This window comes from Neoaquamicrobium microcysteis, assembly GCF_008180155.1.
In the GTDB taxonomy this organism is placed as follows: domain Bacteria; phylum Pseudomonadota; class Alphaproteobacteria; order Rhizobiales; family Rhizobiaceae; genus Aerobium; species Aerobium microcysteis.
In genome coordinates this window covers 213,503-227,741 of the sequence record NZ_VSZS01000060.1, presented here as the reverse complement: position 1 = coordinate 227,741, position 14,239 = coordinate 213,503, and the positions used below count along the sequence as shown (strand labels likewise).

The window sequence follows — 14,239 nt, the reverse complement described above, 5'->3', positions numbered from 1 at the left end:
CACCGTCCAGGGCAGCGACGTGACTTTCACCCTCGAAGGTGGTGCGAAGGTAAACGACGCGAACATCACCCAGGCCGATATCGCGGCCGACAATGGCGTTATCCACGTCATTGACGCCGTCATAATGCCCTCGATGTAATCCGTATGGGGGCCGATGAGCCCATGGCCGTAGCCGGGCGTTCGTAGCCGGCTACGGCCTGCCAATCCGAAACGGGAGGTTTGCATGAACCTCGCAGTAGTAATCGGGTCTACGGGCGGCATCGGCGGCGCCTTGTTCGATGCGCTCGAAGCGGACGGAACGTTCGACGCGGTGGTCGGCCTGTCGCGTCGCACCACGCCGAATATCAACCTTCTCGACGAAGCCACCATCGCGACCGCCGCCGCCTTCGTAGCGGAGCGTGGAACGCCAAAGCTGATAGTGGATGCAACCGGGATGCTGGCGGACGCCACCGCTGCCCCCGAAAAGGCGATGCGGGCGATCGATCCCGATGCCATGGCGCGGCTCTTTGCGGTCAACGCCATCGGCCCCGCACTGCTGATGAAGCATTTCCTGCCGCTTCTGCCGCGCGAGGGCACGGCGCTCTTCGCGACGCTTTCGGCGAAAGTGGGCAGCATCAGCGACAATCGGCTGGGCGGCTGGTACAGTTACCGAGCGTCAAAGGCAGCACTGAACCAGCTCGTATGCACCGCCGCGATAGAGCTCGGGCGTACGCATCCGCAGGCAATCTGCGTTGCCATCCACCCCGGTACCGTCGCAACCTCCCTGTCTGCGCCGTTCGCAAAGCAGGGGCTCGATGTCCTTGCTCCCGCCGAAGCAGCCCGCGATATGCTTGCAGGCCTAGCAAGGCTCCGTGCCCGGGACAGCGGCGGCTTTTTCGACCGGCACGGCCAACGACTGCCCTACTGATAGCGCGTGGACCCGTCGTCCAGCGCGGCCAGGAACGATGCTGCCTGCCTGCGCAGCGCTTCTTTCGTATCCTCGTCCATCCGATCCCAGTTGCGGTAGGGCATGGCAAGGCGGCGATTGCTGCCCAGCTTTTCGCGGTTGCGCGCAAGGAAGTCCCAATAAAGCGCGTTGAACGGACATGCATCAGGCCCGGTCCGCTGCCTGACATCGTAGCGGCAGCGCGCGCAGTAATCCGACATGCGGTCGATATAGGCACCGGAAGCGGCATATGGCTTGGAGCCGAGCAGGCCTCCATCGGCGAACTGGCTCATGCCCAGCGTGTTGGGGAGTTCCACCCACTCGTAGGCGTCGACGTAGATTTCGAGATACCAGCGGTGCACCTCCGCCGGATCGGCCCCGATAAGCAGGGCGAAGTTGCCGGTCACCATAAGGCGCTGGATATGATGGGCATGCGCGGTGGCAAGCGTCTGACCCAGAGCCTCCCTCATGCAGTGCATGTCGGTCTCGCCGGTCCAGTAAAAATCGGGCAGCGGGCGACGGGCGTCGAGGAAATTGCGTGTGACGTAGTCCGGTCCTTCGAGCCAATAGATACCGCGGACGTATTCACGCCAGCCGATGATCTGGCGGATATAGCCCTCCACCGCATTGAGCGGGGCGCGGCCGGCCTCGTATTCGGCCTCGGCTCGACGGCACAACTCCAGCGGATCGAGAAGCCCGGCATTGATGTAGGGTGACAGGATGGAGTGCCAAAGATGGCGCTGGCCGCTCAGCATCGCATCCTGATAATCGCCGAACTCCGGCAGTGCGTGTCTCATGAAGTTTTCGACCTGCCGCTCTGCGTCCTCCCTCGTTACAGCATAGTCGAAACCGTCGAGACTGCCGGGATGGTGGCTGAAATGCGTCTCGACAAGTTCCATCACCTCACGCGTCTGCGCATCTGGTGGGAAATTTATGGGTCGAGGCATGGTGAGCAGGCCGCCGGCTGGCTTGCGGTTCTCCTTGTCGAAGTTCCACCGTCCGCCCTGCGGAGCATCGCCGTCCATGAGCAGCCCGGTCCTTCGCCGCATATCGCGATAGAACCATTCCATGCGCATTTCGCGCCGGCCTCTGGCCCAGCCGGCAAACTCGTCGTGCGTCAGCAGGAAGCGTGCGTCGGCGCGGATGTCCACCGGGACGGCGAACCGGTCCCGCCAACCTTCCACCATCCGCCTGACGCGCCACTCTCCCGCCTCGGTCACCACGATCCGCCCAGGGCGATGCCGCTTCACCGCACGAGCGATCTCGCCGGTAAAGCTGCCGGCATTGGACGGATCGTCAAGGCGCGTGTATTCGACATGCCAGCCCAGGCCGCGCAGCAGATCGGCGTGGTGGCGCATCGCCGAAAACAGGAAGGCGATCTTCGCCTTGTGATGGCGCACATAAGTTGCCTCCTCCTGCACCTCCATCATCAGCACGACCGTATCGCCAGGGTCAGCGTCGCGCAGCGAGCTTATGTCCAGATTCAGCTGGTCGCCCAGGATGGGGATGAGGCAGGAGACCCGTTTCAACGCACCCTCAGTTGTCGTGTTTTCCGGCTGCGTGCTCGGCCGTCAGCGGCGATAGAAGGTCAAGATAAATCGTCCAGAACGCGGCCGGCGATCCTTGCGGTGTCGAGCCAGCCCGGAAGCCTCGCGCCCGCTTGCGCGGAAGCGCGCGCCAACCGATCGCGTTGCCGGGGATCGTCGAGCAGCGACCGCAGCGCTTGCGCCAGCGCGTTGGGATCTTCAGGCGGCACCAGAAGGCCGGTATCTGCGGGAACCGTTTCGGGCACAGCGCCGGTGCGGCAGGTGACGATAGGCAGGCCGTGTGCCAGCGCCTCGTCGAACACGATGCCGTAGCCCTCGTAGCGGGTCGCCAGCGTGAAGATGGAAGCGGCCCTGTAAAAATCGTCCAGCTCCTGCTTTCCAACCTTACCCGCCAAGCGCACGCGCGCCCCGAGACCGAGCAAGCCAACGAGATCGTCCAGCGCCGCGGCATAGGCAGCATCATGGGCATAGCCGACGATGACGGCCTGCCAATCCCGGTCGGCAATCAACGACAAGGCTTCAAGCAGAACGTCGTGGCCCTTGCGCGGATGCAGGATGCCGACCGAAAGGATGAGCGGCGGCCCGGCAGGCGCGAGCCGCGCCGACGGCGAGGCAACGGGGCGGTCGGTGCCCGGTCGGGCGATGGTGATGCGCTCGGGTGGCACGTCGTAGCGGCTGGTCAATATCGACGCCGTATGCGGGCTTGGCACCAGCACATGGCGGGCGAGCGCTAGGTTGTCGCGTTCGGTTCGAAACAGATGATCTGCTCGCTCCGCGGTCAGCCCGCTTTCCAGCGCCAGCGGATGATGGATCATCGCCACGATAGGCGCCTTGACGCGAGCGAGCCCGGCCGTGTCTATCGAGCCATAGACAAGCCCGTCGAGGATGAGCGCGCGCTCCGGCTCCAGGGCGGCAAGCTGCTCTACGGCATGGACCATGTCGTCGGTCGCAGGGGCAGGAAAGGACGCGGCCAGTTCTATATGGCGCACGTCATGACCGATCTCGCGCAGCCCTTCCAGCAGCCGGCGCTCGTAGATGTAGCCGCCTGTCAGCGTGGTGATATCGCCGGGAATGGCGAAAGCGGCGGGGCGACGGTTCATGCTAGTTGCTCCGGTGCGTAGATGCGCAGCACCCGCGCCTCGACAAGCCCGACGCCGCCATAGCCCAACGCCGAAAGCGCGGCGACGAGCACCACCGCGCTCCACAGCATGTTGTAGTCGGACAGCGAGGCCGAAAGCGCCATCAGGCTACCGACACCGTTGCCGGTAGCCAGCCATTCGACCACGGTTACCGCGAGTACGGAGGCCGGCACCGCCATGCGCGCCGCAGCGAAGAAGGCCGGAAGCATCGCCGGCAGACGGGCGCGCAAAAGCCGCTGGAACGGTCCCGCGGCGTAGCTGTCCATCACATCCAGCACCTGCCCCGGTGCCTGCCGCAGCCCGTGCAGGCACGCGACGAAGGTGGGAAAGAAAACCATCAGGGCGACCAGCGCGATGGTGCCGATGGCACCGCGACCCAGGATGAGCACGACCAGCGGCGCGGTTGTGACGATAGGCACCGAGCGCAGGGCGATGGCGGCGGGCATGGCTGCACCGGCGAGCATAGGAAAAAGCACCACGACGATGGCAAGCCCCGCTCCGGCAAGCAGGCCGGCGAGATAGCCGGGAAGAAGAAACGCAGCGGTTTCCCACATGGCTGAAGCGAGCATGGCACGCGTGCGGCCTGCGTTGTCGGCAAGAAACAGCGCGTGAAAGACGTCGTCCGGCCCCTTGGCGAAGAAGGGGTTCAGCCCGCTCAGCGCCAGCGCCGCCCACCATGCGATGACCGCCGCGACCGCGACGACAGCGACGTTGATGGGGGCGTGCCAGCCGCCGCCTCGCCAACCGGGTGGGCGCGGGGGCGAAAGAATCACCGGCGGATCGGCCACCAGCACGCGCCGGGCAACCCAGCCAATCGCCAGGTAGGCCGCAATGGCGACGGCGGTGGCGACCGTGGCTAGCGCCCAAGTCATATCGACATCGAGGTCGCGCATGGCGCGGATCGTCAGCACGCCCATGCCACGTTCCGCGCCGGTGAACTCACCAACCATCGCGCCGAGGAAGGCAGCGGGCGCCGCGATCTGCAGCCCGGCGAAAAGGTAGGGCAGGGAGGCCATGGCACGCACATGGACCAGCGTCGAGAAACTGCCGCGCCCGTAGCTGCGCATCAGGTCTATCCAGCTGGACGGCGTAGCGCGGAGCCCCACCAAGAGCAGCACCAGCGTGGTGTAATAGACGGCGAGCGCCGCCAGCACGATCTGCGGCCACGGACCCGGCCCGAACAACACGCGCAAGATCGGCCCGGTCGCAACCAGTGGCAGGCAGAACACCGTCAGCGCCAGCCCCGTGATGATCGACTGACTGCGCGGAAAGGCGAGTGCGATGCCTGCGAGGGCAATCGCGGCCAAATTGCCCAGCGCAAAGCCTGCAGCACCGTTGGCCAGGGTAACGGCAAGCGCACGCATCAGAAGCGTTCGGTTTTCCACAATGGCAGTCAGCACTTCGGATGGCGCGGCAAGCACGAAGGCGTCCGCCAGCATTCGTGCCAGCACCTCCCATCCGAGCACGAGCAGGACGGCGCCCAGCAGTGCAGAGCCACGACCGGGCCGAAGGCTGCGCTTGTCGATGAATGCCAGCGTGGCGACTGTCATTGCGCGGCGATCGCCAGGCTGTTGCGGGCCATCGAGGCCGACAGCGCGGCAAAGACGGCATCGACGCTGGCCATAAACTCCGGCCAGCGCGACATTTCGGGTTCGCGCGGGCGAGGCAGGTCGATCGCCATATCGGCCACGACGGTCGCCGGGCGCGGCGACAAAACGATCACGCGGTCGGACAGCATGACGGCCTCGTTGACCGAGTGGGTGACAAGGATGGTGGTAGTGCCGCGGGCTTCCCAGATGCGCGGCAGATCCTGCGCCAGCTGCTGGCGGGTCAGTTCGTCGACGGCTGCGAACGGCTCGTCGAGCAGAAGCAGTTCAGGCTCGGTGACCAGGGCGCGCGCTATCGCGGCGCGCTGGCGCATGCCGCCAGACAGCTCCGCCGGCCTCGTATCGGCAAAGCCTTCGAGTCCGACCAGGCGCACGAGATGTTCGACATGCGCGGCGGCGACGGGACGGCGCGCAAGATGCAGGGCCAGCTCGATATTGCCGCGCACGCTGCGCCATGGCAGCAAAGACGGGTCCTGAAAAGCGACCGCAAGTTCGCCGCGCCGCTGCGTCTCGGCGGGCGGTAGGCCGCCGATCTCGACGCGGCCGGCGCTTGGACGCTCCAGCCCCGCGATCAGCCTGAGCAGCGTGGATTTCCCACATCCCGACGGCCCGACGACGGCGGTCGTGTGGCCGCCCTCGAACCTTACCGATAGCGGGCGTACCGCCTCAACCCCACCGTCGAACGTCTTGGCAAGCCCGTCGCACAGCACGTCGGGCGGCATGTCTGCGTCAGCCCGCATGGACCTCTTCTAGGATCGAGCGGTCCCATAGGTCGGGCGTCACCGTCCGACCGAGAAGCGCGAGGGTTTCGATATTTGCCGCGACGGTTTCGTCGGTCCACCATCCAAAACCGTTGGCGTCGGTCAGCTCAGAGAACATCAGCGGCACCTGCCGCTCGGCCTGCAACTCCTGCGTACGCAGATCAAGCCCCGCATCGGGATACATTTCAAGCGTCAGCGCGGCGGCAGCCTTGGTATCCTCGCGGTACGCCTCCCAGCCCTGCGCCTCGCCGCGCAACAGCGCAACCAGCTCGGCGCGACGGTTTGCAATGCTCTCCTCGGTGGCGATGTAGGTCTGCGAATGCAGTGCGTAGCCGTGGTCGGCCATGAGCATCGTCACGCTGTCCACACCCTGTATCGCCATGGCAACGGGCAGGTCGGTCTCCCAGCACAGCAGGCAATCGACCTCTCCCGAAAGGAGCGGCTGTGCCGAATACTGCGTGGGCACGATCTCGATCGCGTCGAAATCAACATCGTTGAGCGTGGACAAAGCCTGAAGCACCGGCGTATTGGCGAGCGCCATGCCGATGCGCTTGCCCTCAAGGTCGCCGGGGACATTGACGGGGTTGCCGGGCAGCGAAGCTATCACGAACGGGTTCTTCTGCATCGCGACGGCGAGTATCTTGAACCGCGCGCCCTGCTCGACGGCGGCGGCCGTGTAATCGGCAGCCGAGATGCCGACAAGTGCCGAACCCGATACCACCGGCGGTTCGACGGGAGCGTTAGGCCCGCCGGGAAGGAGCGACACGTCCAGACCCGCCTCGCTCCAGAAGCCGCGATCGAGCGCGATGTAGCTGCCGGCGAACTGCACCGAATGCAGCCACGACAGCTGCAAGGCGACCTGCGACTGCGCCCATGCGCTGCGGATTGAAAAAATCGGCAGGGCGGTGACGAACCCCGCCGCCCCCATTCCCAGCACCATGCGTCTGGACAGTCCGGTTCGATCCACGTCTGCAACTCCTGTCGTACATCAGAGTAAGGCGCGTAAGGCGATTGACAAGGGCTGGCCGGACACGGCCAAGAAAACGTGATTACTCCGCCTTCGCGCGCGAGGTCCGGGCGGGCACCGGGCTCGGGGTTCCGATGAAGGCAGCACCCGGAAGCACTGCCACGATGAAAGCGAGCCCGAAGGTTATGCTGGTGGCAAGCCCCTGGCTGGCCGTTGCGCCTGCGAGCGGAAAAAGTGCGGCAGCAGCCCCTTCGCGCAGCCCCCAGCCGCTGATCGAGATCGGGATCAGCATCGTGAACAGGATGAGCGGTACGAGCGCCAGAACCGCGACCAGAGGAAGTGCCGCATCGAGCGCGATGGCGCAGAATGCGAAAGCGCCGAGATTGGCAACCGTCGTACCGATGCTCAAAAGCACGTGCCGGGGCAGAACCCGCCTCGCGAGGAGCGCACGCGCAAGCATGCGCCAGAAAGCAGAAGCGCTGCGCCCGATACGGCCCGGCATGCGTGTCGCGGCCGCTAACCCCAGCGGCATGAGCGTGCCAGCGAGCACGATCACCGCCACGGGGAGCACGAGCCAGCGTGGCCATTCGAACCCGCCCGGTGCCGCCAGCGTGACGACGAAGGCGGACGCCATGGCGAGGAACATCGCAACCTGCCCCGCCAGCCGCTCGAACACCACCGCCATGCCCGCGGCCAGAAGGCCCGACGGCCCGCGCGATCGGACCGCACGACCGGCATCGCCCACCATGCCGCCGGGGAGCGACTGGTTGACGACCTGGGCCAGATAGTATTCGCGCACGGCTTCGCCGGGCCGCAGGACGATGCCCAACTGCCTCGCCGCCAGCCGCCAGCGCAACGCCGAAAGCCAGGTCTGAATGGTGAGCGCAGCCACCGCGGCGGCGAGCCAGAGTGGATCGGCTTGGCGAAGGAGGCGCGCCGCGTCGGGCCCGTCTGCTATGCGCCAAAGAAGCCCCATTAGCGCGACGGCCACGCCAATCTGGATGGCGCGCAACAGCCATGGGTGCACGGAAAGAAGGCGCATGGTCAGCTTTCGGGCGGGCGCGCGGCGGCGTCGGAGAACGCGTCGAGGACCATGTTTCGAAGTTCTCCCATCGAGATCACCGGCGTGTCGGCTGCCGGCACGAGGCCCGGCTGCCACCCCCAATCGGCGACGCGGTCTACCAGATGCGCCGGCCCGATGACATGGACAGGCACGTCGAAACGCTCGTCCTGCGCCACGAAGCCTGCCGCCTGATGGTCTCCCAGCACGATCATCAGCGGCGGTTGCGCCGCGTGGCGGGCCGCATAGTCGATGACCGTGCGCAGCGAATAGTCGATTGCGAGGCGGTACTGGTCACGCACCCGGTCGCGGTCGCGCCAGACCACCTCCGGCGTATCGCCCGCCGTCGCCATGTCGTTGAAGACGCTGCCGTCGCCGACGTCTTCCCAATCGATCAGTTCAGGAACCGGCACCCACGGCGCGTGCGAGGTCGACAGCGCCACCTGCGCGAAAAGATGGCTCTCCCCATCGCCGGTGCGGAGCAGCCGGTCGAGCGCCGCAAGGGTGAACTGGTCCGGCATCGTAACCCAGTTGAAGGGGAGGCCGCGATAACCGAGATCGTTGGAGGCAAGGATGGTGGTAAAGCCCATATGCGCCGATTCCGGCCAGTCCATCGTGATCTGCGGCATCACGGCGGCCGTGTGAAAGCCGGCCTGTCCGGCGAGATGATAGAGCGTGCGCCGTCCGCTCACGAGGGCAGCCCCGTAGCGGCTCTGGTCGGTTATCCATAATCCGTTGGCCAAGGTTGCGTGCGACAGCCAGCTCTGCCCGCCGCGCGTAGGGGCGGTGACGATGCCCGAGCGCGTGGCAAGGCCCAGCGCCGCAAGGCGCGCCGCACCGGCTCGCAGTGTCTGCGCATGAGTCGGGGCGTACAGCGGTGTGTCCAGGCTGGTGCGCCCGTAGCTTTCAATGAAGATGACGAGCACGTCGCGGTCAATGGCGTCGAACAGCCCCTGCGCACCGTCATACGGATCATTCGCGGCGGCGGCACGGAAGTCTCGCAACTCGGCGATCGTGTAGACCGCCGTGCGTGCCCGCTCTACGGCGATGCGCGCGGTGAAGGCCATGCCCGGCGGCGATGCCGGCAGCCGCCACGCGCGCATCGCATGGCCCACCTCGGCCACCATGACGATGCCTGCAAGCAAGGCTGCCGCAGCCGACAGGCGCGCCAGCCCCGGTCGCAATTCGAGCTGCGACCAGACACCAGTCGCCCACCAGCAGAGCGCCGCGATTGCGACGACGGCCACGAGCGCGGCCATCACTGCGAGTGCAGCAAGCAAGGATCCGACCGCACCCGCCAGCAGCCTCACCAGCGCATCCACGAGTGGCAGATCGGCCACCGGGTTGAAGCCGCGCGAGAGCGACAGGAACATCACGAGATCCGCGGTCTTGAGCACCGCGACGAGCGTCAGCAACGCTACGAGGACGATGCGCAGCCAAAGCGAGACACGGCCGGGGCCGATGGCCGCAAGCCCCAGCAGGATAACCGGCAGTTCCAGCGGAAAGCGCAGCAGGGCGCCGGACATCATCGCGCCCGGATGGTTCGGCTGCACCAGGATCAGGTGGAGCACCATAGCCGCAAGAACGAGACGCAGGAATTTTCGTACAGCGGGAGCGCTCACGTCCGCTGCCGCCAAAGCCATACGATATCGCGGCCGAACGACCAGATCAGCGCGGCCACCACCACTGCAACCAGCGGCGCAGTAGCGACGGCTCCCGGCACCTGCAGGACGATGAGCGTCGCCAGTTGGACGACGCAGACCACCTTGCGGCTGGTGCGCTCGGGGAGCGGCCCATTCAGCCACGGAAGCACCATGGCCGCTACCGCGAAGATGTAGCGCGGCAGACCCAACGCCAGCACCAGCACTCCGGCGCTGCCGGAGGCGTAGGCGAGGACCGACAAAACGAGCGCGAAGGCGGCATCGACCTCCATGTCGAAACGGGCGCCGAACGCGGAGACCAGACCCTCACGGCGCGCAAGCCAGCCATCCACGCCATCCAAGGCGAGCGCGCACAGCGCCACGGCGAGAACGGGCCATGTGTCGCTCACACCTGCCACCAGCGGCATGACAAGCGATGCGGCGAGCACCATGCGGGACAAAGTGACGACGTTGCAGAAACCCAGCCGATCGTGCGGATAGTGGCGCTGCATCAGCCAGCCCGTGAGGACAACCGCACCTGTATAAATTGCGACCGAGCCTACCAAGGCGGGCAGCGTTATGCCGGAAAAGACGAAGTGGCCAAGCGCGAGGATGGCGACCAACCCTGCGATCGCGGCGGCTCGAAGCCCGCCAAGAGGCAACCCGCCGCTGCCCCGCGGAAGCTTGCTACGTACGCGGCTCGACATCCCGGAATGCATGAAGACCATGGATTAAAGATAGCGCACGCGCGATACTGTCAAGAGCCGGCCAACGACTTGCAAAATGCCGCGCCTGCAACAGCTTCATGCGGTAGAATGCAGATCGTGGACCCGAACCCGCGAGGTGAACCATGCCCGTGCCAGCATCCTCCTATCGCACGCCTGCCCGCCTGATCCACTGGGTCATGGCCCTCCTTCTGCTGATGACTATTCCGGCCGGCTTCATCATGGTGCAGGAAGGCATCGCGCGGCCACTGCAGGATACGCTGTTCATCTTCCACAAAAACATCGGGGTGGTGCTGCTCGTGCTCGCTATCCTGCGCCTCGGCTATCGCTGGCGGCATCCGGCACCGCCCCTGCCCGCGACCATGCCGGAATGGCAGAAACGTGCGGCCCACACGAGCCACCTCGCGCTCTATGTGCTCATCTTCGCTATGCCGGTGGTCGGTTATGTGCGCGTGCGAGCTGGCGGTTTTCCTGTCGAAGGGCTCGACGCGATCGGCTTGCCGGGACTGGTGCCGCGCTCGGAGGGTCTGGCCGAATTCGCCAAGACGCTTCACTTCTATGGCGCGATCACCATCACCACGCTGATCGCGATCCATGTCGCTGCGGCAATCCAGCACGGACTGCTGCGCCGCGACGGCGTCTTCAGCCGCATGTGGCCGCCGGTGAGCGGCGGAACGGGAAGCTGAGGCCGTTCAGGCGAAAGACACGTTTGCGGTCATCCGCCTGGCTCCGTCCCGGCCGGCGGTCCAGAGCTCTATACGATCTGCGGTGCCGGCCGCATTCAGGCTGAAGGTTCCGCCATGTACAAGCGGCGCGACCCCACGATAGGCGAAATGCGAGGGCAGCCGGTTGCCGTTCAGGCGCGCGGCCATATGGAGTAGCAGCGTCGCCTGCAACGGACCGTGCACGACGAGGCCCTGATAGCCTTCCCGCTCACGCGCGTAGTCGAGATCGTAGTGGATGCGGTGCCCGTTGAAGGTCAGCGCAGAATAGCGGAACAACAGCGTGGTCGTTGCCTCGACCATCTCTGAACGGTCTGCCGCCGTCGCATCGACCGCAGGCTCGGAATGCGCGGGTTGCTCGGCAAGCTTGTCCATTGCCCTGTAGACGATGTTCTGCCGCTCCTTCAACGCTACGGTGTCGCCGCTGAGGATGTCATGCTCGACAGTGACGAATACGAGCTCGCCGGATCGCCCCAGCTTGTGGGTCACGTCGGCGATGCGCGAGATTCGTGTCACCAGCTCGCCCGTGCGCAGCGGCGCGATGAACGAAAGCTCGCCGCCCGCCCACATGCGGCGGGGCAAAGGGACGGGCGGCAGGAAGCCGCCCCGCGCGGGATGACCGTCGGGGCCGAGGCCCTCGGCCGCAATGGCGGGCTGTGTGAGGCACCAATGGATGGCAAGCGGCGCATGGCCGTCGATCCTTGCCGCCGAGGTGCCGAGGGTCGCTTCAAACCGCTCAACGAGCCCCGACGTCAATTGCTCGGACTGGCGCTCCTCCCGGCCTATCCACTGCCTCAGATGCGCCACTTCGCTTTCGTTCATGTCTTCTTCTCTTCAAATTCGATACGGACTGCGTCTGTGTGCTGGCCAAGCGCGGGGACCGCGCCAGCCCTAACGTGCCGCCTGACCGGTGACGCTACGCCCTCGAACACGCCTCCCGGCACCTCAAGCGCCAGCCTCGCAAGCGCCGGATGGCGAGCCAGGTCCTCGACCGTCGAGACGCTGGACCAGGCAAGCGCATTCGCTTCCAGCCGGGTCACCGCCTCGACCCGTGTGATGCCGCCGAATATGCCCGCGAGGATATCGCCAAGCATCTCCCGGTTGTTCACGCGAGACGGGTTGTCGGCAAAACGCTGGTCGGCCACGAGGTCCGGACGCTGCATCACCCCTTCGCAAAGCCGTCGCCATTCGCCGGGGTTCTGTACCACGATGACGATGTCGCCATCGCTGCACGAAACGCGCCCATAGGGAAATATCGCGGCGTGGGCCAGACCGGTTCGCGGCGTGGCGCGTCCACCATAAAGGTGGTGCAATAACGGAACGCTCATCATGTCGGCCATGGCGTCGAACATCGCTATCTCGATCGCCTTTCCGCGACCGGTGACGCCGCGCTCGATCAACGCTTCGAGAATGGCGGCATGCGCGTTCATGCCGGTCTGGACATCGGCCAGCGACACGCCGACCTTCACGGGCGTATCAGGTGTGCCTGTGACGGCGCAGATGCCGGACTCGGCCTGTATCAGCATGTCGTAGGCACGCATGTCGCGGAAGCTGCTATCCTGCCGATAACCGACGATGTCGACCGCGACGATGCGCGGGAAGCGCTCCACCAGATCCTTCGCGCCGAGGCCGAGCCGGGAGGCGGCGCCTGGGGCAAGGTTCTGCACGAAGATATCCGCCTTGGAGACCATGCGCTCGACCAGCGCGCGATCGCCCTCGTTCTTGATATCGAGAACCGCGCTTTCCTTGCCGCGATTGAGCCACGCGAAATAGGCGCTCGTGCCATGGACCGCCTGGTCGTAGTGGCGCGCGGTCTCGCCTTCCGCGCGCTCGATCTTGATGACACGAGCACCGGCATCGGCGAGCCGCAGGGTGCAGGTCGGCGCGGCGACGGCCTGTTCAATGGCGACGACGAGAATGCCTTCCAGCGGCAGCAGCATCACAGCCTCAATAGGAACGGGGCATGCCCAGCACATGCTCCGAGATGTAGCTCAGGATCAGATTGGTCGAGATCGGCGCAACCTGATAGAGGCGCGTCTCTCGGAACTTGCGCTCCACATCGTATTCCTCCGCGAAAGCAAAACCGCCATGCGTCTGCACGCAGGCTTCGGCCGCTGCCCATGAAGCCTCGGCCGCCAGCATCTTGGCCATGTTGGCCTGCTCGCCGCAATCCTGACCCGCCTCGAAAAGCGAGGCTGCCTGGTGCACCATCAGTTCGGCCGCGCGCATCTGCGCGTAGGCGCGCGCGATCGGGAACTGGACACCCTGATTCTGGCCTATGGGGCGTCCGAAGACGTTGCGGTCGCTCGCATAGGCAGCCGCTTTCTCGATAAACCATTTCGCATCGCCGACGCACTCCGCCGCGATCAATATACGCTCCGCGTTCATGCCGGAGAGGATGTAGCGGAAGCCCCTGCCTTCTTCACCGATGAGGTTGGACGCCGGTATGCGCACATCCTCGAAGAAAACCTCCGTGGTCGAATGGTTCATCATGGTGCGGATCGGCTTGATCGCCATGCCCGCCTTCAGCGCTTCGCGCATGTCGACGATGAAGACCGAAAGCCCATCGGTGCGCTTGGCCACCTCGTCTTTCGGCGTGGTGCGGGCGAGCAGCAGCATGAGATCGGAATGCTCGGCGCGAGACGTCCAAACCTTCTGGCCGTTTACGACGTAGTGGTCGCCGTCGCGACGCGCAAACGTTTTGATGGATGTCGTGTCCGTACCGCTCGTCGGTTCGGTCACGCCGAAAGCCTGCAAGCGCAGTTCGCCGGATGCGATCTTCGGCAGGTATTGCTCCTTCTGCGCCTGGCTGCCGTGTCGAAGCAGAGCGCCCATGATGTACATCTGGGCATGACAGGCCGCGCCGTTCGCTCCCGCCCGCTGCACCTCCTCCAGAATGGCTGCCGCCGCCGACAAAGGCAGACCGGAACCGCCGAACTCTTCGGGGATGAGCACGGACAGATAGCCAGCTTGCGACAGCGCATCGACAAAGTCTGTGGGATAGGCGTGCTCACGGTCGAGCTTGCGCCAGTACTCCGCCGGGAAGGCCCCGCACAGCTTTCGAACGCTCTGCCTGATCTGGGCGATCTCTTCGCTTTGCGGGAGTTCCTTGAGTTCCATCGGAGTTCCTGACAATCATGCGTTGT

14 protein-coding genes are annotated in these 14,239 nt (G+C 65.5%); 3 read left to right on the top strand and 11 right to left on the bottom strand.

Going from position 1 to position 14,239, the window contains the following annotated elements; genetic code table 11:
* Both FY036_RS09360 and FY036_RS09355 read left to right on the top strand, forming a co-directional pair.
* Nucleotides 1-139: fasciclin domain-containing protein (locus tag FY036_RS09360; RefSeq protein ID WP_201744662.1), on the top strand; the 139-nt coding region annotated here is incomplete at its 5' end.
* Nucleotides 140-223: 84 nt separating this feature from the next.
* Entirely contained in the window at nt 224-907 is a 684-nt protein-coding gene (locus tag FY036_RS09355; protein ID WP_148914443.1) for an SDR family NAD(P)-dependent oxidoreductase, read from the top strand.
* Here FY036_RS09355 and FY036_RS09350 read toward each other — a convergent pair.
* The 8 genes from FY036_RS09350 to FY036_RS09315 all read right to left on the bottom strand — a co-directional run bounded on the left by FY036_RS09350 (nt 901) and on the right by FY036_RS09315 (nt 10,353).
* Nucleotides 901-2,454, bottom strand: coding sequence for a cryptochrome/photolyase family protein (locus FY036_RS09350; protein ID WP_201744731.1), 1,554 nt, complete (start codon nt 2,452-2,454; stop codon nt 901-903). The two genes, FY036_RS09355 and FY036_RS09350, sit on opposite strands and share 7 nt — an antisense overlap.
* 59 nt (nt 2,455-2,513) lie before the next feature.
* Nucleotides 2,514-3,572 (bottom strand): glycosyltransferase family 4 protein, encoded by a 1,059-nt coding sequence (locus FY036_RS09345; protein ID WP_148914442.1) that lies wholly within the window; start codon nt 3,570-3,572, stop codon nt 2,514-2,516.
* Complete coding sequence (locus FY036_RS09340; RefSeq protein WP_148914441.1) at nt 3,569-5,161, bottom strand: ABC transporter permease; 1,593 nt, start codon at nt 5,159-5,161, stop codon at nt 3,569-3,571. Before FY036_RS09340 ends, FY036_RS09345 begins: the two co-directional genes overlap by 4 nt.
* Nucleotides 5,158-5,958, bottom strand: coding sequence for an ABC transporter ATP-binding protein (locus tag FY036_RS09335; RefSeq protein ID WP_235897601.1), 801 nt, complete (start codon nt 5,956-5,958; stop codon nt 5,158-5,160). Before FY036_RS09335 ends, FY036_RS09340 begins: the two co-directional genes overlap by 4 nt.
* Nucleotides 5,948-6,946, bottom strand: a complete 999-nt coding sequence (locus FY036_RS09330) for an ABC transporter substrate-binding protein (protein ID WP_201744730.1) — start codon at nt 6,944-6,946, stop codon at nt 5,948-5,950. Before FY036_RS09330 ends, FY036_RS09335 begins: the two co-directional genes overlap by 11 nt.
* Before the next feature lie 82 nt (nt 6,947-7,028).
* On the bottom strand, nt 7,029-7,988 hold the full coding sequence (locus tag FY036_RS09325) for a lysylphosphatidylglycerol synthase transmembrane domain-containing protein (protein ID WP_148914440.1): 960 nt from the start codon (nt 7,986-7,988) through the stop codon (nt 7,029-7,031).
* Nucleotides 7,989-7,990: 2 nt separating this feature from the next.
* Nucleotides 7,991-9,628, bottom strand: coding sequence for a sulfatase (locus FY036_RS09320; RefSeq protein ID WP_201744729.1), 1,638 nt, complete (start codon nt 9,626-9,628; stop codon nt 7,991-7,993).
* The gene (locus FY036_RS09315; protein WP_201744728.1) at nt 9,625-10,353 is read right to left on the bottom strand and encodes a CDP-alcohol phosphatidyltransferase family protein; all 729 of its coding nucleotides are present in this window, start codon (nt 10,351-10,353) and stop codon (nt 9,625-9,627) included. The genes FY036_RS09320 and FY036_RS09315 overlap by 4 nt, the downstream gene beginning before the upstream one ends.
* A 143-nt stretch (nt 10,354-10,496) precedes the next feature.
* On the opposite strand from FY036_RS09315, the gene FY036_RS09310 reads away from it, so the two are divergent.
* On the top strand, nt 10,497-11,057 hold the full coding sequence (locus FY036_RS09310) for a cytochrome b (protein WP_148914437.1): 561 nt from the start codon (nt 10,497-10,499) through the stop codon (nt 11,055-11,057).
* Between the two features lie 6 nt (nt 11,058-11,063).
* Here FY036_RS09310 and FY036_RS09305 read toward each other — a convergent pair whose 3' ends face one another.
* The 3 genes from FY036_RS09305 to FY036_RS09295 are packed head-to-tail and all read right to left on the bottom strand — an operon-like array spanning nt 11,064 to nt 14,213.
* Entirely contained in the window at nt 11,064-11,915 is an 852-nt protein-coding gene (locus FY036_RS09305) for an FAS1-like dehydratase domain-containing protein (protein WP_148914436.1), read from the bottom strand.
* Nucleotides 11,912-13,033 carry a CaiB/BaiF CoA transferase family protein gene (locus FY036_RS09300; RefSeq protein ID WP_148914435.1) on the bottom strand — a complete coding sequence of 374 codons (1,122 nt, stop codon included), beginning with the start codon at nt 13,031-13,033 and terminating at the stop codon, nt 11,912-11,914. The genes FY036_RS09305 and FY036_RS09300 overlap by 4 nt, the downstream gene beginning before the upstream one ends.
* Before the next feature lie 7 nt (nt 13,034-13,040).
* A complete protein-coding gene (locus FY036_RS09295; RefSeq protein WP_148914434.1) occupies nt 13,041-14,213 on the bottom strand; it encodes an acyl-CoA dehydrogenase family protein in 1,173 nt (390 codons plus the stop codon).
* Nucleotides 14,214-14,239: the final 26 nt, after the last annotated feature.

What these genes read in the sequence shown, in the direction of transcription:
- FY036_RS09340 (WP_148914441.1), bottom strand. Translation starts at nt 5,161, where the DNA reads ATGACAGTCGCCACGCTGGCATTCATCGACAAGCGCAGCCTTCGGCCC.
- FY036_RS09295 (WP_148914434.1), bottom strand. Translation starts at nt 14,213, where the DNA reads ATGGAACTCAAGGAACTCCCGCAAAGCGAAGAGATCGCCCAGATCAGG.
- FY036_RS09355 (WP_148914443.1), top strand. Translation starts at nt 224, where the DNA reads ATGAACCTCGCAGTAGTAATCGGGTCTACGGGCGGCATCGGCGGCGCC.
- FY036_RS09335 (WP_235897601.1), bottom strand. Translation starts at nt 5,958, where the DNA reads ATGCGGGCTGACGCAGACATGCCGCCCGACGTGCTGTGCGACGGGCTT.
- FY036_RS09345 (WP_148914442.1), bottom strand. Translation starts at nt 3,572, where the DNA reads ATGAACCGTCGCCCCGCCGCTTTCGCCATTCCCGGCGATATCACCACG.
- FY036_RS09315 (WP_201744728.1), bottom strand. Translation starts at nt 10,353, where the DNA reads ATGTCGAGCCGCGTACGTAGCAAGCTTCCGCGGGGCAGCGGCGGGTTG.
- FY036_RS09305 (WP_148914436.1), bottom strand. Translation starts at nt 11,915, where the DNA reads ATGAACGAAAGCGAAGTGGCGCATCTGAGGCAGTGGATAGGCCGGGAG.
- FY036_RS09325 (WP_148914440.1), bottom strand. Translation starts at nt 7,988, where the DNA reads ATGCGCCTTCTTTCCGTGCACCCATGGCTGTTGCGCGCCATCCAGATT.
- FY036_RS09310 (WP_148914437.1), top strand. Translation starts at nt 10,497, where the DNA reads ATGCCCGTGCCAGCATCCTCCTATCGCACGCCTGCCCGCCTGATCCAC.
- FY036_RS09300 (WP_148914435.1), bottom strand. Translation starts at nt 13,033, where the DNA reads ATGCTGCTGCCGCTGGAAGGCATTCTCGTCGTCGCCATTGAACAGGCC.